Source organism: Kitasatospora sp. NBC_01300 (genome assembly GCF_041435235.1).
GTDB lineage: Bacteria > Actinomycetota > Actinomycetes > Streptomycetales > Streptomycetaceae > Kitasatospora.
Window position 1 is genome coordinate 7,211,639 of record NZ_CP108408.1, and the last position, 24,412, is coordinate 7,236,050.

Annotated in this window: 15 protein-coding genes; 12 read left to right on the forward strand and 3 right to left on the reverse strand. The window is 75.8% G+C overall.

The window, feature by feature from the left end; genetic code table 11:
• The first annotated feature begins 71 nt into the window (after positions 1-71).
• The 4 genes from OG556_RS31125 (at position 72) to OG556_RS31140 (ending at position 6,871) form a co-directional block, all read left to right on the forward strand.
• Positions 72-506 (forward strand): hypothetical protein, encoded by a 435-nt coding sequence (locus OG556_RS31125; RefSeq protein ID WP_371521988.1) that lies wholly within the window; start codon positions 72-74, stop codon positions 504-506.
• A 38-nt stretch (positions 507-544) separates the two neighbouring features.
• Positions 545-2,077 (forward strand): hypothetical protein, encoded by a 1,533-nt coding sequence (locus tag OG556_RS31130; protein WP_371521990.1) that lies wholly within the window; start codon positions 545-547, stop codon positions 2,075-2,077.
• Positions 2,078-2,141: 64 nt separating this feature from the next.
• Complete coding sequence (locus tag OG556_RS31135) at positions 2,142-5,573, forward strand: right-handed parallel beta-helix repeat-containing protein (RefSeq protein WP_371521992.1); 3,432 nt, start codon at positions 2,142-2,144, stop codon at positions 5,571-5,573.
• Entirely contained in the window at positions 5,570-6,871 is a 1,302-nt protein-coding gene (locus tag OG556_RS31140) for a S8 family serine peptidase (protein WP_371521994.1), read from the forward strand. The genes OG556_RS31135 and OG556_RS31140 overlap by 4 nt, the downstream gene beginning before the upstream one ends.
• A 70-nt stretch (positions 6,872-6,941) precedes the next feature.
• On the opposite strand, the gene OG556_RS31145 is transcribed toward OG556_RS31140, so the two are convergent.
• Positions 6,942-8,249: an AAA family ATPase gene (locus OG556_RS31145; protein WP_371521996.1), complete on the reverse strand. Its 1,308-nt coding sequence runs from the start codon at positions 8,247-8,249 to the stop codon at positions 6,942-6,944.
• Between the two features lie 608 nt (positions 8,250-8,857).
• Between OG556_RS31145 and OG556_RS31150 the strand changes: the two genes are divergently transcribed.
• Together OG556_RS31150 and OG556_RS31155 are read left to right on the forward strand one after the other, a co-directional pair.
• Positions 8,858-9,208: a hypothetical protein gene (locus OG556_RS31150; protein WP_371521998.1), complete on the forward strand. Its 351-nt coding sequence runs from the start codon at positions 8,858-8,860 to the stop codon at positions 9,206-9,208.
• Between the two features lie 217 nt (positions 9,209-9,425).
• Entirely contained in the window at positions 9,426-10,124 is a 699-nt protein-coding gene (locus OG556_RS31155; protein WP_371521999.1) for a sigma-70 family RNA polymerase sigma factor, read from the forward strand.
• 88 nt (positions 10,125-10,212) lie between these two features.
• Here OG556_RS31155 and OG556_RS31160 read toward each other — a convergent pair whose 3' ends face one another.
• The gene (locus OG556_RS31160; protein ID WP_371522000.1) at positions 10,213-13,032 is read right to left on the reverse strand and encodes a BTAD domain-containing putative transcriptional regulator; all 2,820 of its coding nucleotides are present in this window, start codon (positions 13,030-13,032) and stop codon (positions 10,213-10,215) included.
• 351 nt (positions 13,033-13,383) lie between these two features.
• On the opposite strand from OG556_RS31160, the gene OG556_RS31165 reads away from it, so the two are divergent.
• Positions 13,384-16,182 carry a BTAD domain-containing putative transcriptional regulator gene (locus OG556_RS31165; RefSeq protein WP_371522002.1) on the forward strand — a complete coding sequence of 933 codons (2,799 nt, stop codon included), beginning with the start codon at positions 13,384-13,386 and terminating at the stop codon, positions 16,180-16,182.
• A gap of 295 nt (positions 16,183-16,477) precedes the next feature.
• Complete coding sequence (locus OG556_RS31170) at positions 16,478-18,910, forward strand: tetratricopeptide repeat protein (protein WP_371522004.1); 2,433 nt, start codon at positions 16,478-16,480, stop codon at positions 18,908-18,910.
• A gap of 130 nt (positions 18,911-19,040) precedes the next feature.
• Here OG556_RS31170 and OG556_RS31175 read toward each other — a convergent pair whose 3' ends face one another.
• Positions 19,041-20,306 carry a serine hydrolase domain-containing protein gene (locus OG556_RS31175; RefSeq protein ID WP_371522006.1) on the reverse strand — a complete coding sequence of 422 codons (1,266 nt, stop codon included), beginning with the start codon at positions 20,304-20,306 and terminating at the stop codon, positions 19,041-19,043.
• Between the two features lie 249 nt (positions 20,307-20,555).
• On the opposite strand from OG556_RS31175, the gene OG556_RS31180 reads away from it, so the two are divergent.
• From OG556_RS31180 to OG556_RS31195, 4 genes are all read left to right on the forward strand, one after another.
• Positions 20,556-21,545 carry a phospholipase D-like domain-containing protein gene (locus OG556_RS31180; RefSeq protein WP_371522007.1) on the forward strand — a complete coding sequence of 330 codons (990 nt, stop codon included), beginning with the start codon at positions 20,556-20,558 and terminating at the stop codon, positions 21,543-21,545.
• 63 nt (positions 21,546-21,608) lie between these two features.
• Complete coding sequence (locus OG556_RS31185) at positions 21,609-22,493, forward strand: alkaline phosphatase family protein (protein WP_371522008.1); 885 nt, start codon at positions 21,609-21,611, stop codon at positions 22,491-22,493.
• Between the two features lie 124 nt (positions 22,494-22,617).
• The gene (locus OG556_RS31190; RefSeq protein WP_371522010.1) at positions 22,618-23,208 is read left to right on the forward strand and encodes a hypothetical protein; all 591 of its coding nucleotides are present in this window, start codon (positions 22,618-22,620) and stop codon (positions 23,206-23,208) included.
• Positions 23,209-23,343: 135 nt separating this feature from the next.
• Positions 23,344-24,333 carry a phospholipase gene (locus tag OG556_RS31195; protein ID WP_371522012.1) on the forward strand — a complete coding sequence of 330 codons (990 nt, stop codon included), beginning with the start codon at positions 23,344-23,346 and terminating at the stop codon, positions 24,331-24,333.
• Positions 24,334-24,412 lie beyond the last annotated feature (79 nt).

A 24,412-nucleotide genomic window follows, 5' to 3' on the forward strand; every position in this document is an offset into this window, starting at 1 on the left:
GGGAGCCGCCCGCGCCGTTCACCCGGTGAGGGCCCCCGGCGGGTGGGGCCGGTACCGATGGGGAGTGGCACATGGAGCGGCGGGCGACGGAGGAGTTCCGGCTGGCGGCGGTGTTCGACGTGGTCGACCCGGTGACCGGCCCGGGGTTCGCGCCGGACCGGCCGGTGGTGGAGGACGAGGAGGAACGGGCCGCGCTGGTCGCGTACCTGCGGGCCGGGGCGGCCGTGCTGATGACGCCGATGCTCATGGACGACGTCTTCGACGCGGACCGCCGGGGTGTCGTCCCGCTGAACTACCGCACCGACGGCGAGTGGATCTGGACCGACACCGTCACGTACTACCTGGAGGAGTACACCGTCGCGCCGGAGCCGGGGCTCCTGGCGCACCTGCGCGAGCGGGGAACGGACCGCCCGGAACCGGACGCGGCGACGCTGGAGCGGGCGGTCGCCTTCATCCTTGACCCCCCGGAGCCGGCCGAGGCGGTGTGGCGTGTCGACGGCAGCTGAACCCGCGGGGCCCCGCCGTCCGTGAGTACGGGAGGGACGTGTCCGTCGTGCCGCCGGTGAGGGTCGCGGCGGGGCCGTCCCTGCCGAGCATCGTCGTCGAAGGCCAGGGGGCCAGGGTGGGCAAGGACCGGAGCGGCCGAGGGAGTCGGACGGAAGGGGCGGAGGGCGGCGGGATCCAGCTGCCCGCCGTGGCATGGGTCGTGCCCGAGGAGTTGGGGGCCCGCCCGGCGTCGTCCGCGAGCGCCGCGTCCGCGAGCGCCGCGTCCGTGAAGGCGGAGCCTGCCAAGGCCGAGCCTGCCGAGGCCGAGCCCGCGGCGGTGGCCGCCGCCGGCGCCGTGCCCGCCGTCGAGGCCGCGAAGCCTGCCACGGGCGCAGCCGCAGCCGCCGCAGAGGCGCCCGCCGGTGTGACCGCCGTCCCGGGCCCGTCCCCGGTCGAGGAGGAGGGCAGTGGGCCGCGCCGGATCTCCCGGCCGATGGTGGCCGCGGCCGTGATCGCGGGCCTGGTCCTGGTCGGGGTGCCGCTGGGCATCGCGAAGTTCGGCGGGGACGACCCGGGTCCGTCCGGTGCGGACGGTCCGCCGCCGGCCGGGTACACGCAGCAGGACGGCGGCAACGGGTTCGTCCCGGGTGCCGACGCGCACGGGAACCCGGTGGGCGAGCAGCCCGTGCAGGCCGCCGCTCAGCCGGTCGAGGGCCCGCCGCCCGGCGACGCCGGCGCGGCGGCGGCCGGTGGGGCGGCCGCCGCGGCCGGCGGTGCCGTGCCGGACCAGGGCGGCGGCCAGGCCGTACCGGTCGCCGGCCGGGCCCCGGTGGGCGGCGGTGCGCCGTCGACCAGCGGGAAGCCGGACGCGGGCAAGAACACGGGCGGCGGTGCGCCGGCCAACCAGGGCGGGGGCGGTGGTGGCGGCGGTGGCGGTGGCACCGCGGCGGGAGGCGGAGGCGGAGCCCCGCAGACCCAACCCCAGACGCAGAACCAGCCCCAACCGCCGCCCGCCGCCGCCCAGCAGCCGCCGCCGTCCGCGCCCGCCCAGCCCCCGGCCAAGCCCGCGCAGCCGGCCCCGCCGCCGGCGCCGAGCTTCGCCGCGGTGGCGGGCCCGGGGTGCAGCGGCGGCGGCGCCCAGGCGCGCGGCTGGTACGACAAGGGCCAGGAGGGCTGGCGGAACAACTCCGGCGGCTACTCGGGGGACGGCTGCAACGGCGGCTACTACTCGATGCCGATGTCGGGTGACGCCAACAAGGACCACGACAACTCGGTGGTCTGGACGTTCTCCACGGGGTCGGTCACCACCGGCACCTGCAAGCTGTCGGTGTACGTGCCGAACAGCGGGGACGTCAAGGCGGTCGGCGGAACGTCGTCCCTCTACACGGTGCAGAGCGGTTCGGGGTCGGGCTCGTTCAACGTCAACCAGGTCGGCAACCGGGGCCAGTGGGTCACGGTCGGCCCCTTCCAGCTCAACGGCGGCAAGCTCGCCGTGACGCTGCACGACCGCGGCCAGGACTGGCAGGGCAGCGACAAGAACACCTACGCCCACCACGCCGCATCCGCGATCCGGGCCAACTGCACCGGGTGACCCCGCTGCACCGACGCACGGCAGCACCGGCACGACAGCCAAGAACGACGGAGGAGAACGCACCATGACCCGCCATGTGCTGACGGTCAGTGCGGAGCAGCGCGACGGCGGTGGCTACCGCACGATCGGCGCCGCGCTGGATGCGGCCCGCAGCGGCACGGTGATCAGCGTCCGCCCGGGCCGCTACGAGGAGAACCTGGTGATCACCAAGATGGTGACCATCACCGCCGCGGAGGCCCGGGGCAGCGTCCGGATCTCGCCGCGGCGGGGCGCGGTGGTGCAGGTGGTGGCCGAGGCCGTCCAGCTGACCGGGCTGGTGCTCCAGGGCCAGGACGAGGAACTTCCCACCGTCGATGTCCCGCGCGGCCAGGCCGCCCTGGAGGACTGCGAGGTGGCGGGCAACTCCTGGACGGCCGTGCTCACCCGGCAGCAGGGCGCCCTGGCGATGCGCGGCTGCCGGGTCGTCAACCCGGCCGGGGCCGGCATCGTGGAGACCTCCACCGGCTCCAGCGTGATCGAGGACTGCGTGGTCGAGCACCTCGGCAGCTCCGCCGTGGTGATCGGCGAGCGGGCCAACCCCGTGATCCGGGGCTGCGTGCTGCGCGACGCCCGGGGCAACGGGGTGTGCGCCAACGGCGAGGGCCGCGGCTCGATCGAGGACTGCGAGATCTCCGCCACCGACAAGCCCGGCATCGCGCTGGAGGAGAACAGCACGACCAGGGTGCTGCGCACCACCGTCCGGGACGCCTCGATCGGCATCTACGTGAGCTCGACCTCCCAGGTGCTGCTGGAGGACTGCACGGTCAGCGCCACCCGGGGCCACGGCCTGGTCCTCACCGGCGGCACCGACCCGGTGGTGCGGCGCTGCCGCACGATGCGCACCAAGGGCCACGGCATCCACGTCACCGGCCGCTCCCGGGGCGCCTTCGAGGAGTGCGAGGTGGCCGGCGCGGAGGCGGCCGGGATCGTGGTGGACGAGTCCTCCAGCCCGTCGCTGACCCGGACGGCGGTCGGCGACAGCGGCGAGGCGGGGGTGGAACTGATCGGCGAGAGCGCCGCCGAGTTCGACCGGCTGGAGGTCCGCGGCGCGGGCGGCGCCGGGGTGAGCGTGCGGGACGGTGCCAACCCGCTGCTGCGCCGGCTGGACATCGCCGACGTGCGCGGCCACGGCGTCGAGGTGCTGCGGGAGGGCCGCGGGCGGCTGGAGTCCTGCGTGCTGGGTGCGACCGGCCGGGCCGCCCTGCGGGTGGCCGACGGCGGCAACACCCAGGTCGGTGGCACCACGGTCCGCGGTACCGCCGCGACCGGCGCGCCGGGGACGGCCAAGACCGCAGGGACCCCGGGGATCGAGGTCGGCCCGGGCGGCGTCGCCTCGCTGCGCGACTGCGACGTGGCCGAGAGCACCGGCGACGGGATCGTGGTCGAGGACGGCGGCGAGCTGACCATGGCCCGTTCCCGGGTGCACGGCAACCGCCGGCACGGTGTGCTGCTGGCCGCCGGCAGCCGGGCCGCCCTGACCGGCTGCGAGCTGGTGGGCAACACCCGGGACGGGCTGCGCGCCGAGTCCGAGGAGCCGATCCGGATCACCGGCTGCACCGTCACCGGCAACCGCGGCTCGGGCCTGTGCCAGACCAGGCCCAGCGAGCGGCTCTCGGTGGAGAACCTGACCAGCCGGGACAACGGGCGGGCCGACAGCCACGGCACCGCGACCGCCGGCGCCGACGACCTTCCCGTCGCCCGCCCGGCCGGCGCGCCCGAGGCCGACGGCGCCGAGGCCGAGGCCGAGCGCCCGGCCGGCGACCTGCCGCCGCCCGAGCTCGAGGGCCCGCAGGCGGCCCTCCAGGCGCTGGTCGGCCTGGAGGGCGTCAAGGAGCAGGTCGCCACCCTGGTCAACCTCAACAAGCTGGCCCGGCGCCGCGAACAGGCCGGGATGCCGGCCCTGCCGATGGGCCGGCACCTGATCTTCGCGGGCCCGCCCGGCACCGGCAAGACCACCGTCGCCCGCCTCTACGGGGCGATCCTCGCCGAACTCGGCGTGCTGCGCAGCGGCCACCTCACCGAGGTCGCCCGGGCCGACCTGGTGGCGTCCATCGTCGGCGGCACGGCGATCAAGACGACCGAGGTGTTCCAGTCGGCGCTCGGCGGCGTGCTGTTCATCGACGAGGCGTACACGCTGTCCGCCGGATCCGGCGGCACCGGCCCGGACTTCGGCCGCGAGGCCATCGACACCCTGGTCAAGCTGATGGAGGACCACCGCGACGACGTGGTGGTGATCGTCGCCGGGTACTCGGACGAGATGCGCTCCTTCCTCGGCTCCAACCCCGGCCTCGCCTCCCGGTTCAGCCGCACCGTGGACTTCCGCAACTACTCGGCGGAGGAACTGGTCACCATCGTCGAGCGGGCCGCGGCCGGGCACGGCTACGAACTCGCCGACGCCACCCGGGAGGTGCTCGGCACGCACTTCACGCGGATGCCCAAGGGCGCCGACTTCGGCAACGGCCGAGCCGCCCGCAAGGTGTTCGAGGAGATGGTGGACCGTCAGGCCTCCCGGCTGGCCGTGCTGGCCGACATCACCGACGCCGACCTCGCCCGGCTGCTGCCCGAGGACCTCGGCGAGGAACACTCCGAAGCGGCCCGCGCGGCCGGGGCCGGCGGACCGGGCGCCGAAGGCGGCAGCGACCTGCTCGCCCAGCTGCGCGCCATGGTCGGCCTCGCCGCCGCCAAGGAGCAGGTCGAGAACCTGGTCAACCTGATCACCCAGGCCCGCCGCCGGGAGGAGGCCGGCCTGCCCACCGCCCGGATCAGCCACCACCTGGTCTTCGCGGGCCCGCCCGGCACCGGCAAGACCACCATCGCCCGGCTCTACGGGGCGCTGCTCGCCGAACTGGGCGTGCTGCCGCGCGGGCAGCTGGTCGAGACCGCCCGGGCCGACCTGGTCGGCCGCTACATCGGGCACACCGCCCAGCTCACCCGGGACGCCTTCGAACGCGCCCGGGGCGGCGTGCTGTTCATCGACGAGGCCTACACCCTCACCCCGCGCGGCGGCGCCGCGAGCGGCGACTTCGGGCAGGAGGCGGTGGACACCCTGATGAAGCTGATGGAGGACCACCGCGACGAGGTCGTGGTGATCGTGGCCGGCTACCAGGAGGAGATGCAGGGCTTCCTGAGCTCCAACCCCGGTCTGGCCTCCCGGTTCCCCCAGCAGATCGCCTTCGACCACTACAGCGCGGACGAACTCGTCACCATCGTGCGCCTCCAGGCGGAGGAGGCCGGCTACGTCTGCGCACCGGAGACCCTGGCCGTCCTGGGCGAGCTGTGCGCGGCCGTCCCCCGGGACCGCAACTTCGGCAACGGCCGCTTCGCCCGGCAGACGCTGGAGGCGATGGTCACCCGCCAGGCGGGGCGGCTCGCCCGGCTCGACGTCGGCGACCTGTCCGAACTCAGCCTGCTGCTGCCCCAGGACATCCCCGGGCTGCCGCAGGGGAGCGCGGTGTGACCGGCGCACCGGGCCGCTCGGCCCGGGCCGCCGCGGCCGTGCTCTGCTGCGGGGCCCTGCTGCTCCCGGCCGCCCCCGCCTGGGCCGCCCCGACGCCCGCCGCGGCCTCCGCCCCGACGCCGGCCGCCACCTCGGGCGCGGCCGCGGCCGATCAGGCCGCGCTGCCCGTCATCGGCCAGAACCGGAGTGCCGGACGGCCGGACGGCTGTGTCAAGCCCTCCGACAAGGGCACCGACCGGACCCCGTGGGCGCAGACCCACCTGCGGCCCGAGGCCGCCTGGCAGCTCAGCCGCGGCGCCGGGGTGACCGTCGCCGTGGTCGGCTCCGGGGTCGACCCCGCGTCCGGGGTCCTGGAGGGCCGCCTCACGCCGGGGCCGCGTGAGTACGGCCCCGGCGACTCCACCCGCGACTGCGTCGGCCACGGCACCTTCCTCGCCGGGCTGATCGCCGCCCGGCGCCAGGACGGGATCGGCTTCGCCGGCCTCGCCCCCGAGGCGCGGATCCTCGGCGTGGCCGTCACCGACGACGTGGGCAACACCACCCCGGCCCTGCTGGCCAAGGGCATCCGGGACGCGGCCGACGGCGGTGCCCGGATCATCGCCGTCGGCCTGGCGCTGTCGACGGGGGAGGCCGAACTCGGCGACGCCGTCCGCTACGCCACCGGCAAGGGCGCCCTGGTGATCGCTCCGGCCGCCCCCGACGGCGGCGGCAGTTCTTCCCAGTCCTCCCCGAACTCGCCGCCCGTCGCGGCCTACCCGGCCGCCCTCCCGGACGTCCTGGCGGTCTCCGACCTGGCGCCCAACGGCGCCCCGCCCAACGGTGCGGCGGACGCGGTGCGGGTCGACCTGGTCGCCCCGGGCGACGCCGTACTGAGCGTCGGCCCCGGCGGCAAGGGCTACTTCACCGCCGCCGGGCCCAGCTTCGCCACCGCCCTGGCGGCCGGCACCGCGGCCCTCGCCCTCGCCTACCGGCCCGACCTCACCCCGGCCCGGCTCGCCGACCGGCTCCGGGCCACCGCCTACCACCCCGGCACCGCCCTGCCCGACCCGCACCTCGGGTACGGGACGGTCGACCCCCTGGCCGCCCTCAGCGCCCCCCTCCAGGACGGGCCCCCGGCCACTCCCGGGCCCGCCCTGGCGGTGTCCCTGGTCCAGCCCCCGCCCCCCGACCCCGCCGCCCGCCAGGCCACCCTGATCGCCGGCGGGATCATCGCCGGCGTCACCCTGGTCGTCGGCACCGCTGTGGTCTGCGCGACGGGCCGTCGCCGGGCCTGGCGCCCCGGCCGCTGGTCGGTCTGACGGGGCGCCGGGAGTCCTCCGGGCGGTGCGGGTCCGCCCGGGCCAGTGGATCCGGGCCACCGGATCCGGGCTAGTGGAGGGCGGCGGCGGCGTGGGGGCCGGCGGCGGGCGGGGCGAAGTGCATGCCCTCGGCGACCAGGGCGGTGAGGTCGAGATAGGCGCGGCGGGTCTTGGGGCGCAGCTTGGCCGGGTCGAACTCCCCGCCCAGCGCCAGGTGTTCGTCGAAGGGCAGGACCACGACGCCGCGGCAGCGGTTCTCGAAGTGGGCGACGAGTTCCTCCACCCGGATCGTCCGGCCGCTGCTGCGGACGCTGGAGATCAGGGTCACGCTGCGCTGCGCCAGCGAGCCGTAGCCGTTGGTGTACAGCCACTCCAGGGTGGCGTCGGCGCTGCTCGCGCCGTCGATGCTGGTGGTGGCGGTGATGACCAGCTGGTCGGCGAGGTCGAGGACGGCGCCCATGGAGCTGTGCAGCAGGCCGGTGCCGCAGTCGGCGAGGATGATCGGGTACTGCCGGGCGAGCAGGTCGACGAGCCGCCGGTAGTGCTCGCCGCTGAAGCTGTTGGCGATCGCCGGGTCCGAGTCGTTGGCCAGGACCTCCAGCCCGCTGGGGGTGAGCGAGGTGAAGCGGCGGACGTCCATGTAGCCGGTGATGGTGGCCTCGGCGGCGAGCATGTCGTGGACGGTGGCCCCGGTCTCCCGGTGCACCCGCTTGCTGAGGGTGCCGGTGTCCGGGTTGGCGTCGACGGCGACCACCTTGTCGGCGCGGATCTCGGCCAGGACGGAGCCGAGCGCCAGGGTCGTCGAGGTCTTGCCGACACCGCCCTTGAGACCGATCACCGCGATCCGGAAGGAGCGGTGCAGCGGGGTGCGGATGGCTGCGGTCAGCCGTTCCCGCTCCCGTTCCCGCTCGCCCCGGCCGAGGCCCAGGCCGGCGGGCAGGCCCAGGGTGCGACGGCCCCGCCGTGCGGCGGGGAGCTGTAGCGGCGCGGACTGCGGGGCTGGTGGGGCCGGTGGGGAAGGTACGGCCGGTAGGGCCGGAAGTGCGGCCTGGGGGAGCTGCGGCAGCTGGGTGAACGGCTCCGGGGGCAGCGCGACCGGGGCCGGCCGCGCCTGCGGGGGCACCAGGACCGTCCCGAGCACGTCCAGCGGCTGCTGCCAGTCCGGGCCGGCGAGGTGACCGGCGGTGGGCGCGGTGCCAGGCGCCGGGCTCGGTCCGGCACTGGGCGCGGCGCTCGGGATGGTCGCCGTTCCGACGGCCACGGTGCCGGTCGCCGGGAGGACGGGGCCGTAGACGAGGCCGTAGTCGGGGGCGAGGTCCCAGTCCGGGCCCTGCGTCAGACGGTGCACCCGCCCGGTGTGCGTGTGGTCGGCCGCCATGTGTTCGCCTCCTGCTCGCCGTGTCGGCCCTGTCTGGTGCACCGGATTCCGACGCCCCCCGCGCCGGCCGGGTACAGGCCGTCCGATCGGTTCAACGGCCGGGGCCGGGAGCACCGTTCAACGGGAGCGCGGGACGCTTCGGCCCGATCGCGCCCCGCCACCTCGGAGGGGCTCCCGGCCGTGCGCGGCCGGGGAGACGTCTACGGACGGCGCGCCGGTTCCGGGTCACCCGGCGCCGTCGCCGGGGCGGGGTGAACCACCCCCGGTGGACGGCCCGTTGAGCGGGTCGGGGCGCGCACTGTGCCTCCCCCGCGCTTGGAGGACCTGATGGGCACCACCCCCCGCCGCACCGGCCGCCCGGCCTGCACCCCCGACCACCGGGCGGTCGGCTAGGCGCTGCCCGTCCAGGTCCTCTCGTTCGGGCCTCGTCGCCGGCCGAACCGGTGTGCAGGCGGCAGCTGAGCGGCAGCTGCCCGGCCGTACCGGAAAACCCTCTGCTGGACCGGCTGTCAGTAGATACCGTCTTCGGATGGCACTCGATGCGGAACGAGTGCCATGCAGGAGCAGCCGGCGTGACTCCCGTGGGACGGGATGGGGGAGGGACAACGATGGATCCGGACGGGCCGGACGTGCGCGAGGTCGTCGCGGCGCTGGTACGGCAGGAGGAACCGAGCAGGCCCGGGCCGCCTGCGCTGGTGGTGCCCGAGGGCACGGCGGAGGAGGTGACCGCCGTTGCCCGGCGGCTCGCGCTGCTGGCGCTGCCGACCGAGCGGCGGCGGCCGGAGCCCGCACCGGGGCTGCGGGAGCTGGCGGCGGCGCTGGTGGTCGACGAGCACCCCTCGGCACCGGCCTGGTCGGCGGTGGAGCGGGAGCAGCTGGCGACCTGGGTCGCGGTGCTGATCGAGCACCGGGGGGAGGACGGGGTCCAGGAGCTGGTGCGCGTGCTCAACGAGGCCTGAGGGAAGGCCTGGTGGCCATGGGGCGGCCGGGAGATGGCCGTCAGGTGGCTGGCAGGTGTCCGTGCGGAGCCCTGGCCTGCGGCCCGGCCGTGCGGGGCCGGGGCGTTGGCGGATCGTTGGTGCGGCCTTGGCGGCTGCGGGCAGTCTGCTGCTTGTAGCCGCCGGGGAAGCCCGGTCGGTGTGTCGCCCTGCCCTTGCCCGATCTGAGAGGCCGCGCGTGTCGAAGCAGCCCGTCGCCCAGCCCACGTCCGTCGCCCAGCCGCCCGTCGGCCCGCCGGCCGGCACGGACCCGTCGGCCACCACGGGATCTGCCCCCGCACCCGGCACGCCGAAGGCGGCCCGCCCCACCCTCGACCCGGACACGCTCGCCGAGATCCACCGGCTGCACGGCGGTTACCTGCTGCGTGCGCTGCTGCGCGCCACCGGCGGCGACCGGGGCAAGGCCGAGGACATCCTCCAGGAGACGCTGCTGCGTGCCTGGCAGCACCCCGAGGCGCTGGCGGCCGGGGCCGAGCAGAGCCGCCCCTGGCTGTTCACGGTGGCCCGGCGGATCGCGATCGACCACTACCGGATGGCCGCCGCCCGCGCCAAGGAGGTGATCGGCGAGCCGCTGGAGGACCGTCCGCTCGCCGAGGACCCGTACGAGCAGGTGGTCGTCGCCCGGGACATCGCGCTGGCCCTGCGCCGGGTGCAGAAGCACCACCGCGAGGTGCTGGTCGAACTGCACCTGCGGGACCGCTCGGTGGTGGAGGCGGCGGCCCGGCTCGGGGTGCCGCCGGGGACGGTCAAGTCCCGCAACTTCTACGCGATCCGGGCGCTGCGTCCGGTCCTCGCGGCGGAGCACGGTTACGGCCCGGTCGACGGCCGCGGCCAGGCGGCCGCGCTCGACCGCCCGGGCGCCGCCGTCTCCCGCTGACCGCTGACCGCTGACCGTTGACTGCTGACGGCCGACCGGCTCCCCGTGGCGGCCACCCGATCGCCGGGTGGCCGCCACGGGGAGCCGGTCAGTGCCGGTGCGGCGCGCGCGAGTTCAGCGACTCCTCCAGGCTGGTGGTGAACTCGCTCTGCACCCCGGCCAGTCGATCGTGGCAGCGGAAGCGGTCGAGCGCCGAGCGCAGCCGGTCCAGGGCCTCCAGTTCACGGCCCCGGCTCAGCAGGTAGGAGGCGTGCGACTGTTCGGCGATGGCCTGGAGGTAGAGCAGGCCCGCCTCCTCGCAGCCGGCCAGCAGCCGGTGCCAGGCCAGGTCGACGGTCTCGCTGCGCCCGTGCGGGGGCAGGGTGTGCGCCTCGGTCAGCATCGACCACAGGTGGATCGAGGTGACCGGGCGGGCGGGCAGCAGCTCCCTGGCCTCCCGGGCCTGCCGCAGCGCGCCCTGCCGGTCCCCGGCCAGCATGCTCACCCAGCTGTGGTGGACCAGGGCGACGGCCAGCGGCCTGGGGTCGCCGGACTCCACGGCCAGCGCGGCCGAGCCGGACGCCAGCCGGGCGGCCTCGGTCGCGCTGCCCAGGATCGCGGTGATCAGCGACTGGGTGGCGAGCGCGCGGGCGTACGCGGCGCGGCCCGCGGGCCCGGTCGCGGCCTCGCCGGCGGCCACCGCCCGGCGCGCGGCCTCGGCCGCCTCCTGACGGCGTTCCAGCCCGAGCAGCGCGTTCGCCCGGGCGCCGTGCAACTGGGCGGCGGCCAGGTCGTCGTCGCACCGCTCGGCCGCCCGGACGCCCGCGTGCAGGCAGCCCAGCCAGTCGGTGAACCGGCTGGAGCCGTAGTACAGCGGGCCGGCGGCCTGGGCCAGCCGCCAGACCCGCTCCGGGTCGTCGGCGGTGCCGGTGATCAGCGCGCGGATCGCGGGCTCCTCGGCCTGGAACCAGTCCAGTGCGGCGCGGATGCCGTCGGCCGGCGGCAGGGCCCGTGGCGGGTGGACGAGCGCGTCGAAACCGTCCTGGCCCGGCTCGATGAACTCGCCGCCCTGCCGCAGCGCCGCCTGGTAGTAGTCCAGCAGCCGCTCCCGGGCGAGGCGCCGGCGCGGCTCGGGCTGCTCGGCGAGCAGCCCGGCGCTGAACAGCCGGACCAGCTCGGCGCGGCCGTAGCGCCCGGGCGCCGCACCGGTGAGCAGGTGGTGGGCGGCGAGTTCGCCGAGCGACTGGCGGGCGGTGACCGGGTCGGTGCCGAGCACGGCCGCGCTGGTCAGGGTGTCCACCTCCCGGCCCGGGTGGGCGGCCAGCAGGGTGAGCAGTTCGGCGGCGCCGGGGGAGAGGCGGCGGTACGTCAGGAGGAGCTCGGTGGTGACGCCGGTCGCGCCGTCGGCGTCCAGGACGGGCAGTCTGGTCCGCTCGTCGGCGAGTTCGGCGACGAGTTCGGCGATCGTCCAGTCCGGGCGGGTGGCCAGCCGGGCCGCGGCGATCCGCAGCGCCAGCGGCAGGTGGTCGCAGAGCCCGGCCAGTTCGGCGGCGGCGGCCGGTTCGGCCCGCAGCCGGTCGGGGCCGAGCGCGCGCTCCAGCAGCCGCAGGGAGTCGTCCTGGGGCAGCGGGGGCAGCCGCAGCAGGGCCGCACCGTCGGCGGCCACCAGCCCCTCCAGCGAGCCGCGGCTGGTCACCACGGCGGCGCAGCCGGGCCCCTGCGGCAGCAGGTCGGCGACCTGGTCGGCATCGGCGGCGTCGTCCAGGACCACCAGCAGGCGCCGCCCCCTGGTCCGGTCGCGGTAGAGCGCGGCCCGGTCGTCCCGGTCCTCGGGGACGGCGCCCTCGGAGACCCCGAGGGCCCGCAGGAAGCCGCCGAGGGCGGCCTCCGGGTCGGCCGGGCCGGCCGGGTCGAGGCCCCGCAGGTCGGCGAACAGCTGACCGTCCGGGAAGTGCGGGGCGCGGCGGTGCGCCCAGGCGGTGACCAGCGCGCTCTTGCCGGCCCCGGCCGGTCCGACCACCACGGCCAGGCCTTCACCGGCGCGGTCCGGGCCGCACTCGCCGTCCAGCCAGCCGCCCTCGTTGTCCCGGCCGACGAAGTCGACCGGGCGGCGCGGGAGTTGGCGGGGCACCCGCGGCGCGGCCGGCGGGGCCGCCGAGCGGGCCGGGGCCGGCTGCTCGGCCCGGCCCCCGGACAGCACCTCGGCGAGCGCCGCCTGGAGCGCCGGGCCGGGCCGGATCCCCAGCTCGCGGTCCAGCCGCACCCGGGCCTGGTGGTAGGCGGACAGCGCGTCCGCCGGCCGTCCGGCCTGGTGCAGGCAGCGCATCAGCAGCGCCACCAGCTCCTCGCGCAGCCCGTCGGTCCGCACGTGCTGCTCCAGGGCCGGCACCGCCGCCACCCCGCTGCCCTGGCGCAGCCGCAGCCCGGCCCAGCTGAGCACGGCGGCGGTGCGGGCCTGCTCCAGCTGGTCGACCACGGCCGCGCGCACGGTGGTGTCGGGCAGGTCGGCCAGGGCCTCGCCGCGCCACAGCCGCAACGCCTGCTCCAGCAGCGCGATCGCCTGCGCGTCCGCCGTGCCGCAGCCGAGTCCGGCCTGTTCGGCGGCCTGGTCGGTCAGCGCCTCGAAGCGCAGCGCGTCCACCTCCTCGGCCGGACCGGCCAGCAGGTAGCCGGACGAGCGGGTGTGCAGCACGAACGGGGTGTCGGCGATCGCCTTGCGCAGCGCCGCCACGTGCCCCTGCAGGGCGGCCCGGGCGCTGGCCGGCGGCCGCTCGCCCCACAGCAGCTCGCAGAAGCCGTCCACCCCGACCACCCGGCCCAGCCGCAACGCGAGCAGCGCCAGGATCGCCCTGCGCTGCGCCCCCGGCAGCGAGGCGAAGCCGTCCGCCCCGGCCCGCAGCTCCACCGGGCCGAGCAGCCGAATCCGCACCAGTACCCCCACTTCACCCCACGACGGGCAGGGCGTCCCCCCGCCCCATTGACGTCCGGGGCGTTCCCCGGGGTGGAGCAGTGTAGTGCCCTGAAGTGTCCTGTTCGCGCCAGATCGCCCACTCCCCGGGCGCCGCCGGGTCGCGGTGCCCGGCGGAACGGACGTCGATGCCGGGCCCTGCGGATCTTGCCGGGTCCGGGCCCGACCCGACAAGATCCACCGGATCCGGGCAGACCCCATCCGGCCGCGTGCACGCGACCGGACCAGGCCTATCCTCTGACAACGCCGGGAAGACGCCGGAGGTTGTCGTCGGCGGCGGATCCGATCGGCGACAGGGGAGGAGAGGGCCGCATGCACATCGATCTGCTCGGGCCGGTCGCCGTACGGCGGGACGACGGGACGACGGTCACACCCTCGGCCCCCAAACGCCGCGCGCTGCTGAGTACCCTCGCCATCCGGCTCAACCAGACCGTCGGCACCGACGAGCTGATCGAGCTGGTCTGGGACGGCGACGCGCCTCCTACCGCCCGCGCCGCGCTCCAGGGGCACGTCGCGGCCCTGCGCCAGCTGCTCGACGGCCCCGGGCTCACCCTGGGCACCCGCGGCGCCGGCTACCTGCTGGCCGGCGACCCCGACCGGGTGGACCTGCTGCACTTCCGCGGGCTCTGCGACCGGGCGGGCGTGCTGCGGCCCGCCCCGGCCGCGCCCGCCGCGAGCACCGAGCCCGAGCCGCACGATCCGGCCGTGCCCCTGCTGCGTGCGGCCCTGGACCTGTTCCGCGGCCCGGCCCTCGTCGACTGCGGGTCCGTCCTGCTGCGCGAGCGCACCCTGCCGCACGTCACCGACCTGCGGCTGCGCGCCCTGGACCGGCTCGCCGAGGGCCTGCTCGGGGCCGGCCGCGGCGGCGAGCTGGCCGCCGAGCTGGCCGAGGCGGCGGCCGCCCACCCGACCCGGCAGACGCTGGTCGCCCGGCTGGTCCGCTGCCTCGACCAGGCCGGCCGCCGGGACGAGGCGGCGGCCTGGTACGACCGGGCGGTGGCCCGGCTCTCCGGCCCGCCCGGCCCGGAGCTGCGCCACGCCGGTGAACGGTCGGCGGACGGCCCCGAGCGGGACGCGCCGCCCAGACCCGCCCGGCTTCCGCGGCGGGGTGCGCCGGACCGCAGGTTCACCGGCCGGTCGGCCGAATTCGCCCGGCTCGACGAGGCCCTGGCCGCCGCCGTCCGGTCCGGCCACCCGATCCTGGTCACCGGACCGGCCGGGGTCGGCAAGACCAGCCTGGTCCAGCACTGGGTGCAGCGGTCCACCGGGCAGTTCCCCGACGGGGTCCTGCACGCCGAGCTGGGCGGTTTCGACCCGGCCGGGCCCCGCGAACCCGCCGACGTGCTGGCGGGGTTCCTGCTCGCCCTCGGCGAACCGGCGGGCGCCCTGCCCGCCTCGCCCGAGGAGCGGGAGCAGCGCTACCGGGAACTGCTGGCCGGCCGCCGGCTGCTGATCGTGCTGGACGACGCGCGCTCGTACGAGCAGCTCGCCCCGCTGCTGCCCGACCCGCCCCCGCCGGGGGACGGCCCGGACGGGGGCGCGAACGGGGGCAGGGACGGGAACGAGGACGGGAACGGGGACGGGGACGCCGGCACCCGCGGCACCCCCGTCGTCGTCGTCACCAGCCGCAGCCGGCTGCGCGACCTGCTGGTCCGCGACGGCGGCATCCCGCTCCCGCTGGGCGTGCTCGGCGCCGAGGACGCGGCCGAACTGCTCGCCCGGACCCTCGGCCCGGCCCGGGTCGCCGCCGAACCGCAGGCGGCCGCCGACCTCGCCGCGGCCTGCGACCACCTGCCGCTCGCCCTGCGGCTGGCCGCCGCCCGGCTGGCCGCCCGCCCCGGCTGGACCCTGGGCGACCTGGCCGCGGAACTCGCCGACGAGCAGACCGGCCTCGCCACCCTGGCCGGCACCGACCGCGGCCCGATCGGCGTCACCACCGCCCTGGACCAGACCTACCGGACCCTGCCGCCCGCCCCCGCCCGGCTGTTCACCCTGCTCGGCCTGCACCCCGGCGCGGTGATCGACACCGCCACCGCCGCCGCGCTCGCCGACCTGCCGCTCGCCACCACCCGCACCCTGCTGACCCGCCTCGACGCCGTCCACCTGCTGGAGGAGACCACGCCCGGCCGCTACGCCCGGCGCGAGCTGGTCCGGCGCTACGCGGCCGGGCAGGCCGCCGAACTCACCTGCGACGACCGGTTCGTCGCCCTCGACCGGCTGATCGCCCACTACCTCGCGGTCACCGCGGCCTGGACCACCGGCGGCTGCACCACCGCCGCCTGGACGCCCGAGGGCGCCGGCGCGGCCCCGGCGGAGGCGGCCGCCTGGTTCCGCCGGGAGGAGAGCGCCCTGCGCGCGGTGGTGGTCTGCGCCGAGCAGTTCGGCCGGACCGCCGAATCCTGGCAACTCGCCCACCGGATCGGCCTGCTGTACGAGACCACCGGCCATGACCGGACGCACTGGCGCGCCGTCACCGAGGCCGGCCTGCGCGCCGCCCACGGCTGCGCGGACCAGGCGGCCGTCGCCCGGCTGGCCACCGACCTCGCCGTCCTGCACGTCGACCGCGCCGCCCATCGCACCGCCGTCCAGCAGCTGGAACGGGCCGTGGCCGCCGCCGACCGGGCCGGCGACCAACTGCTGCGCCACCAGTGCCGCGCCCGGGTGGCCGGTGCGCTGCTGCGGGCCGGCCGCTACGACCAGGCCCTGCCGCTGATGACCGACCTGGTGAGCGCCGCCCGCACCCCGGCCGTCGGCGGCCTGCTCGTCCGCGCGCTCACCGACCTCGCCGACGCGCTGGTCCTGGCCGGCTCCCCGGGCCCGGCCCTGGTCCACGCCGACGAGGCCGTCCGGGTCGCCACCACCCGCTCCGGCGCCGAGGCCGTCCTCGCCACCCAGAGCCGGGCCCGCGCCCTGCACGCGCTCGGCCGCCGCGACGCCGCCCTGTCCACGGCCCGGCTCGCCGTCGCCCTGGGCCGCACGGTCGGCGACACCGGGCTGGAGTCCCGCACCCACGGCCTGCTGGCCGACCTGCTGTGCGAACTGGGCCGCACCACCGAGGGCGCCGTCGCCAGGCGGCAGGCGGCCCGTGCCCTGGCGGCGGGGGAGCGCTGACGGTGCGCCGCCCCGCAGCCGCCGCAACAGCAGCTCTGCCTGCCCGCTCGCCCTGCTCGTCCCGTCCGATCGGCAGAACCACAGGCGGAACTATGGGCAGAACCAGCACGCGCGGCCGTCCCGCCGGCAGGCGGGACACGGCGGCCCGCACCGGGGTGCCCGGCGCCTGAGCTGGGCGCTCGATGCTGGGAAAGCGCTGGGCACGAGGCATACTTCTGCCCGGGCATACTTCTGCCTGGGACGGTCGATCAGGCACAACGCCTGGCAGAAGTAACGGCGCTAGCAGGGGCGGGACATGACGGCTGTGAGCGGCACGGGAACGGGCACGGACTCCGAGGGGGCCGGCGACTTCGGCCGCCTGCTGGCCGGGCACCGGGTGGCGGCGGGCCTGACCCAGGAGGAGCTCGCCGCGGCGGCCGGCGTCAGCCTGCGCGCCGTCGGTGACATGGAGCGCGGTCGCACCCGCGGGCCGCAGCGGCGCACCGTCCGGGCCCTGGCCGAGACGCTGGGCCTGGACGCCCCGCAGGCCGCCGCGCTGGACCGCGCCGCCCAGTGCGGCCGCCCCCGGGGGACCAGGCCGGTGTCGGCCGCCGCCCCCACCCGCGGGCCGGCCGCCCCCGCCCCGGCCCTCGCCCCCGTCCCGGCTCCCGTCGGACCGGCCGGACCGGCCGAGACCGGGGACGCCGAGACCGGGGACACCGCGCCCCCCGCCCCGCTCGTGCCGGGCGCCCTCGCACTGCCCCGCGACATCGCCGACTTCACCGCCCGCGAGGACGCCCTCGCCCTGCTGGCCGAGCTGGCCGAGGACGACCGGCCCGCCCACCCCCGGGTGGTGCTGATCAGCGGTCAGCCCGGCCTGGGCAAGACCGCCTTCGCCCTGCACGCCGCCCACACCCTGGCCCCCTTCTTCCCCGACGGGCAGCTCTCGCTCGACCTCGGCGGCATGGCCGCCACCCCGCTCTCCGCCCGCGACGCGCTCGGCCAGGTGCTGCGCGCCCTGGGCGTGGCCGACAACGCGGTGCCCGCCGGGACGGAGGAGCGGGCCGGCCTCTACCGGGCCCTGGTGCGCGAGCGCCGGCTCGTCCTGATCCTGGACAACGCCGCCGACGAGAGCCAGGTGCGCCCGCTGCTGCCCGGTTCCGGGCCCGCCGTGACCCTGGTGACCAGCCGCAACGCCCTGCCCGGACTGGAGTCGGTGCTCCGCCTGCGGCTGGAGGCCCTGGCCCCGGGCGAGGCCGCCGACCTGCTGGCCCGGATCGCCGGCCGCGAGCGGATCGACGCGGCGCCCGACGCCACCGCCGAACTGGCCCGGCTCTGCGGCTACCTGCCGCTCGCGCTGCGCATCGCCGGGCAGCGGCTGGTGGCCCGCCCGCAGCAGCCGGTCAGCCATCTGGTGCGCCAACTGGCCGCCGAGGAGAACCGGTTGGACCTGCTGGAGACCGGGGACCTGGCCGTCCGCCCGGCCTTCGCGCTGTCCTACCGGCGGCTGCCGGCCCAATCCCAGCTGGTGCTGCGCCGCTCCGCACTGACCGCCGGGCACGACTTCACCGCCGCCGTCGCCGCCGCCTACGCGGGCCTGCCGGTCGGCCGGACCGAACTCGTCCTGGAGCAGCTGATCGACGCCGGGCTGGTGCAGCTCGCCACCCCGGAGCGCTACCGGCTGCACGACCTGGTCCGGCTCTACGCGGGCGAGCGGCTCGGTGCCGACGAGGGCCCCGAGGCGGTGGCGCAGGCCCGGGCCAGGGCCGGTGACTGGCTGCTGAACCGGGCCGCCGAGTACGGCCTCCGGTTCGACCCGGACCACGCGACGGCGGACCCCGACACCGATCCCGACGCCGACGCGGACCGCACCGGCCCCCCGGTGCCGCTCACCGAGGCGGCGCGCTGGCTGGAGGAGGAGCACCCGGAGTGGCTGGCCGCCCTCCACCAGGCCTTCGCCGCCGGCCGGCACCGGGAGGTGATCGACACCGCCGAGGCCATGCACTGGTTCTCCGACCGGCTGCTGAGCTGGGACATCTGGGCCGAGGTCTTCCAGCTGTCGGTCGACGCGGCCCGCGCCTGCGGCGACCAGCTGGCCGAGGCCGTCCACGTCAACTACCTGGCGTGGACGTACGTCACCTGCCTGCACCGCTACCAGCGCGGCATCGAGCTGGCCAACGAGGGGCTGGAACTGGCCCGCCGGATCGGCGCCCGCGAGCAGGAGGGCTGGGCGCTGACCTACCTCGCGGCGGGCCTCCGGCACCTGCACCGGCACCGGGAGGCCATCGACGCCTACCACCGGGCCGCGGACGCCTTCGCCGCCGTCAACAGCCGCGCCGGCTGGATCGGCCGACTGGTCACGCTGCGCGGCGCGGCCAACTGCCTGCGCGACTCGGGCCGGGCCGAGGAGGCGGTGGAGTCCCGCCGCCGGGCGCTGGCCGGCGCGCTGGAGCTGGTGGAGCGCTGGTCCTCGCCGCTGATGCACCTGGCGGCGGCCATGACGGCACACGAACTCGGCCTGGACCGCGCCGCGTTGGGGCGCTGGCCGGCCGCCGAGAAGGCCTTCCGGCAGGCCCTGACCCACTACGAGGAGATCGGCCGGCCGGACAGCATGACCAAGACCCTCACCGAGCTCGGCACCGCCCTGATCGAGCAGGGCCGCGCCGAGGAGGCCCGCGAACTCCTCACCGAGGCGCTCACCGACCTCAGCGCGGACGGCCCCCGGCAGGGGCGGCGCCGGACGGGGTGAGGCGGGGAGCCCGGCGGGCGGGCGGGGTGAATCCCGCGCCGGGAGGGCCCGGGGCCTGGGGCCCGAAACGCGCACGCCCGCACGGCGGGTGGGCCGTGCGGGCGCGTGAGCGGCGGACTGTGCGGGTCGGTCAGATCCGGGTGTCCTCGACCACCGGCAGCGTGTGGTTCTCGGCGAAGGCGCTCGGGGCGAACGAGTTCCGCGGCGCGACGGCGGGCTTCTTGCCGCAGAAGGCCGGCTCCAGCGCGTTCATCAGGCCCTGGGTCACGGAGCCGTTGTTGGAGGCGTTGGCGAACACGACGACGGAGCGCTTGCCGTCCGGGGTGGCGAACGACTGGGTCTGGAAGCCCTGGACGATGCCGCCGTGGCCGTACACGTCACCGCAGGACAGCGAGATGCGGCGCAGCCCGAGGCCGTAGCTGATCTTGGCGGTGGGGGTGGCCAGGGCGGCCGTCATCTGCTTCAGCGAGTCGTCCGAGACCAGCCCGCCGGAGCTGCCGGCCATCAGCGCGGTGAGGAAGTGGTCGAGGTCGGCGGCGTCGGAGATGACCGCGCCGGCCGTCCACACCCAGGAGCCGGTCTGCTCGGTGGAGTCCAGCAGCGGCTTGGTGCGGTCGTCGTTGGTGAGGTAGCCGGTGACGTGGGCGCCCTGGATCGTCTGGTCGGGCACGACGAAGGAGGTCTTGTTCAGGCCCAGCGGCTCGATGATCCGCTCGCGCAGGACGTCCTCGTAGGGGCGGCCGGTGAGGTGCTCGACCGCGAGGCCCATCAGGACGAAGTCGGTGTTGGAGTAGGAGTACCGGCTCCCGGGCGTGTACTGCTGGCCGTGCTTGACGGACATCGCCACCAGGTCGCGCGGCGCGTACACGTTGGTGCGGATGCGCGCCTCGAAGGCGCTGGTGGTCTCCTCGCCGGCCTGCTCCAGCAGGTCGTTGGTGTGATCGTAGATCCCGGCGCGGTGCTCCATGACCTGGCGGCCCGTCATGGTCCAGGTGTCCGGCAGGGTGCCGGCCGGCAGGTAGTCGCGCAGCGGCTTGTCGAGGTCGATCAGGCCCTGCTCCGCCAGCTGCATCACGAGAACGGCGTTGAACATCTTGCTGTTGCTGCCGACCCGGAACCTCCACGAGGAGTTCATCGGGGTGCCGTCCAGATCGGCCTTGCCGACGGCCAGTGAGCGGGTGGTCTCGGCGTCGCCGTGGTCGCGGATCACCGCGAAGGCGCCCGGGGCGCCCGCGTCGGTGGTGGCCTGGAGGGCGGCGCGCACCGCGGCCGTGTCCGGGGTGGGCGCGCCGGTGGTGCCCTGGTCGGCGGCCACGGCCTGCGCGGCCCCGGTCGCCAGCAGGACGACACCCGCGGCCGCCACCGCGAGCGGACGCAGAAGGCTGATCTTCGCCATGATCCTCTGTTCTCTCACTCGGCTGACGCGGCGTCGGCCACGTCCTCGAAGATCCACTATCACCGGAGGGGCCCGCGGCTGGCAAAGTGAACCCGATCGGGTGCACCATCCGTTTCCCGACCCGGGGTCAAGGTTTTACCTGCTGTCGTCTACCCGCGTCGACCGATCCACCCGATGCTGTTCGGGCGCCTCGCGCGTGCTCCCGCACCTTCGCCCAGGCCTTCCCCCTCATCGATCGTGGAGTTCCGCATGCCCCTGGCCACCTCCGCGCGCCGGGTCGGCGCGCTGCTGCTCGCCGCCGCCGGTCTGATACCGCTGTCCGGCACCGCCCGGGCCGCCACCGCCGCCACGTACACGCCGATCGTGTTCCCGGACCAGGACCACGGCGTCGTCTACGACCTCATCAACTCGGCCACCCGCTCGGTGGACGTGACGATGTACGAGCTGCGCGACACCACCGCCGTCAACGCCCTGATCGGCCGCCAGCAGGCCGGCGTCAAGGTCCGGGTGATCCTCGACGGGAAGCACAGCTCGGTCAACGGCGCCGCCTACTCGGCCCTGCGGGCCGCCGGAGTCGGGGTGACGTACTCCTCCTCCGCGTTCGTCTACACCCACCAGAAGACCGTCACCGTGGACGGCGCCAAGTCCCTGATCCTGACCGGGAACCTGGACTCCACCTACTACTCCAGCAGCCGCGACTACGGCGTCGTCGACACCGACGCCAACGACGTCGCCGCGATCGAGCAGGTCTTCGCCGCCGACTACGCCCAGACCTCGATCACCCCCTCCGACGGCGACAACCTGGTCTGGTCGCCCACCGACTCGCAGGCCCGCCTGCTGGACCTGATCAACGGCGCGCAGCACACGCTGGACCTGGAGCAGCTGGAGTTCGGCGACCAGGCCCTGGTGGACGCGGTCGCCGCGGCCGCCGGCCGGGGCGTCGCGGTGCGCGTGGTCGGGATGAACTTCTCGTCCTACGACAGCTACTTCGACCAGGTGGTCGCAGCCGGCGGCAAGGTGGTCACCTACTCCAACACCACGGCCCTGTACATCCACGCCAAGGCGATCGTCGCCGACTACGGCACGCCCTCGGCCAAGGTGTTCGCCGGTTCGGAGAACTTCTCCGACAACTCGCTGAACAACAACCGCGAACTGGGCCTGATCACCACCGACTCCGGCGTGCTGACCGCCGTCGAGTCCACCGCCGCCCGCGACTTCGCCAACGGCACGCCCTACTAGACCGGTTCGTCGCCGGCCCGATCGACGTCCGCGCCCGGGCCGCTCCCTACCCAAGGAATTGTCATGACTTCGTCCACCAAGCCCGGCTCCCGCCGCACCGCCACCGCCCTCGGCTCGGTGGCCGCGCTGGTCGCGGCCTCCGCCGGCCTCTGGGCCGCCACCGCCTCCACCGCGCAGGCCGCCGCCCTGCCCGCGCCCGACCACATCGTCGTCGTGGTGATGGAGAACCACGCCTACAACCAGGTCGTCGGCAGCAGCAGCGCGCCCTACCTCAACTCCCTGGCCACCGGCGGCGCCAACCTCACCCAGTCGTTCGGCATCACCCACCCCAGCCAGCCGAACTACTACGCCCTGTTCTCCGGCTCCACCCAGGGCGTCACCGACGACAGCTGCGTCTCCGTCGGCGCCCTCCAGGGCCCCAACCTGGCCTCCGAGGTCACCGCCGCCGGCAGGACCTGGGCCAGTTACAACGAGACCCTGCCCGCCCAGGGCAGCACCACGTGCAGCAGCGGCAAGTACGCGCAGAAGCACAACCCCTGGTTCGGCTTCGGCAACGTCCCGCTGAACTCGGCCAGGACCTTCGCCCAGTTCCCGACCGACTACACCACCCTGCCGAACGTCTCCTTCGTCGTACCGAACCTCTGCAGCGACATGCACGACTGCTCGGTCGGCACCGGCGACACCTGGATCAAGAACAACCTCGGCGCCTACGCCACCTGGGCCAAGAGCCACAACAGCCTGCTCGTGGTCACCTTCGACGAGGACAACCGGCTCGCGGGCAACCGCATCCCGACCGTCTTCTACGGCGCCCACGTCACCCCCGGCAGCACCTCCTCCGCGACCTACAACCACTACAACGTGCTGCGCACCCTGGAGGACCTCGCCGGCGCCACCACCCACGCGGGCAACGCGGCCAACGCCGCTGACATCACCGGCATCTGGAACTGAGTCCCGCCGCCCTGACCGTCCGCCAGGAGCCGCCTCCGGACCACCGGCCGCCCCGCGCCCGTCGCGCGGGGCGGCCGTCGCGTCCGAGGTCGACAGCGGCGCGGTGGGCGGTGAGGATGGGGGCGTGCGATTCGATGCCGTACCGATGCCGGAGCGGGTGGGGGAGCGGCCCCGGGACGTCCGGGGCTATCCGGTGCCGGCGATCACGCCGTGGCGGGGCGGCGAGCCGCAGTTCGCGCTGACCGACCACGAGCGCAGCGCGAACTGCGCGCTGGAGCGCCTCTGTTCGGTGTGCGGAGGGTTCATGGCCCGGGGCCCGGTGTGGCGCGTGGTCGGAGCGGCGGAGAGCGCGGCGATCGCGGCCGCGCTCGCCGGGGGGCGGCCGTACCGCAATCTCGCGCCGACGACGGAGGGGCCCGGCCACCGGGCCTGCATGCTCTACGCGGCGATGGTGTGCCCGTACCTGGCCCGGCCGAACGCCCGGCGCCGGACGACGGCGCCCGGCGGCGCGGACGAGCTGACGGCGGCCGCCGTCCGCGGGGCGGTGCGGGGCGGCACGGGGGCGGTGGTCGGGTTCGGCGACTACGAGTTCGCCGTCACCGAGAGCCGGGTGCTCTTCCGCTTCCTGGACCCGGTCGAGTTCCTGCCGCACGAGTCCGCCGACGAGCACTTGCCCGCGCTGCGGGCCGAGTTGGCCTCGCGCGGCGGACTTTAGCGGAGGATTCGCGCGGTTCGCCCCGTACCGGGCACGAACCAGTGACAGACTGAGGCGGACATGACCAGTTCCTGGATCGGGGGTGGCCGTCCGTCAGCGACGGCTCCAGGGCACCGACATCGAGGAGTACGTTTCTTGACCACTCACCTCAGGCACGGCACCGGCCCGCGGAAGGTGCTGGCGCTGCTGGCGGCACTGTGCGGGATCGTCGGCCTCACCGCGCTCGGTACGACCGCTGCGGCGGCGGCCGATTCGCGGCACGCGATCTACGCCATCGCGCACCGGGTCGACACCCTGGACGGGGTGGACGCCGCGCTCGGCCACGGCGCCAACGCCATCGAGATCGACGTCTGCGCCTGGTGGAACCCGAACGAATGGCGCGCCTACCACGACTGTTCCTCGGCCGGTGAGAACCGCCTGGGCCCCAGCTTCGACAGCATGATCGACCGCATTCTCTCCAACGCCAACGCCGGGCGCCGGCTGTCGCTGGTCTGGCTGGACATCAAGGACCCGAACTACTGCGGGGAGCAGCCCAACCGCACGTGCAGTGTCGCCGGACTGCGTGACAAGGCGCAGCGGCTGACGGCCGCCGGGATCCAGGTGCTCTACGGCTTCTTCGAGTACCACGGCGGCAACACCCCGGACGTCGGCGGCAGGGGCTGGCAGAGCCTGGAAGGCAGGCTCGGCCCGCTGGAGGGCATCACGTCCACCGGCACCCGTGACCAGGTCCAGGGCGCTTTCAACCGGTCCGGCTCCGGATTCCCGGCCGGTCACCGGGCGATGGACTACGGCGACTCCGACATCACCAAGGGCTTCGGCAACTGCACGGAGGCCACCTACAACACGTGTGCGGAGCTGAAGAAGGGGGCCGGGGACCGCGCCGCCGGGCGGCTCGCGGCCACGCTGTCCTGGACGACCACCTACAACGACCCGTGGTACGTCGACAAGCTGCTCGGCGACGCGGGTGTGGACGGCATCATCGCGGGCTACGGCGCCTTCACCGGCGTGCGCGAGTACGACAACAGCTGGCAGTGCGCCAACGCCATCAACCTCGTCCGCGACTGGGTGAACCGCCACAGCGGCACCCACCGCATGGCCAACAGCGGCGACCGCCTGTTCCGCTAGGCCTCTCCGGCGGCCTTGTCCGTCCGAAGGACATCCGCCGTCCCGCCCGCCGCCCGTGCGGTGGGAGGGACGGCGTGAC

What these genes read in the sequence shown, in the direction of transcription:
- OG556_RS31125 (WP_371521988.1), top strand. Translation starts at nt 72, where the DNA reads ATGGAGCGGCGGGCGACGGAGGAGTTCCGGCTGGCGGCGGTGTTCGAC.
- OG556_RS31175 (WP_371522006.1), bottom strand. Translation starts at nt 20,306, where the DNA reads ATGGCGAAGATCAGCCTTCTGCGTCCGCTCGCGGTGGCGGCCGCGGGT.
- OG556_RS31135 (WP_371521992.1), top strand. Translation starts at nt 2,142, where the DNA reads ATGACCCGCCATGTGCTGACGGTCAGTGCGGAGCAGCGCGACGGCGGT.
- OG556_RS31165 (WP_371522002.1), top strand. Translation starts at nt 13,384, where the DNA reads ATGCACATCGATCTGCTCGGGCCGGTCGCCGTACGGCGGGACGACGGG.
- OG556_RS31150 (WP_371521998.1), top strand. Translation starts at nt 8,858, where the DNA reads ATGGATCCGGACGGGCCGGACGTGCGCGAGGTCGTCGCGGCGCTGGTA.
- OG556_RS31180 (WP_371522007.1), top strand. Translation starts at nt 20,556, where the DNA reads ATGCCCCTGGCCACCTCCGCGCGCCGGGTCGGCGCGCTGCTGCTCGCC.
- OG556_RS31170 (WP_371522004.1), top strand. Translation starts at nt 16,478, where the DNA reads ATGACGGCTGTGAGCGGCACGGGAACGGGCACGGACTCCGAGGGGGCC.
- OG556_RS31185 (WP_371522008.1), top strand. Translation starts at nt 21,609, where the DNA reads ATGACTTCGTCCACCAAGCCCGGCTCCCGCCGCACCGCCACCGCCCTC.
- OG556_RS31145 (WP_371521996.1), bottom strand. Translation starts at nt 8,249, where the DNA reads ATGGCGGCCGACCACACGCACACCGGGCGGGTGCACCGTCTGACGCAG.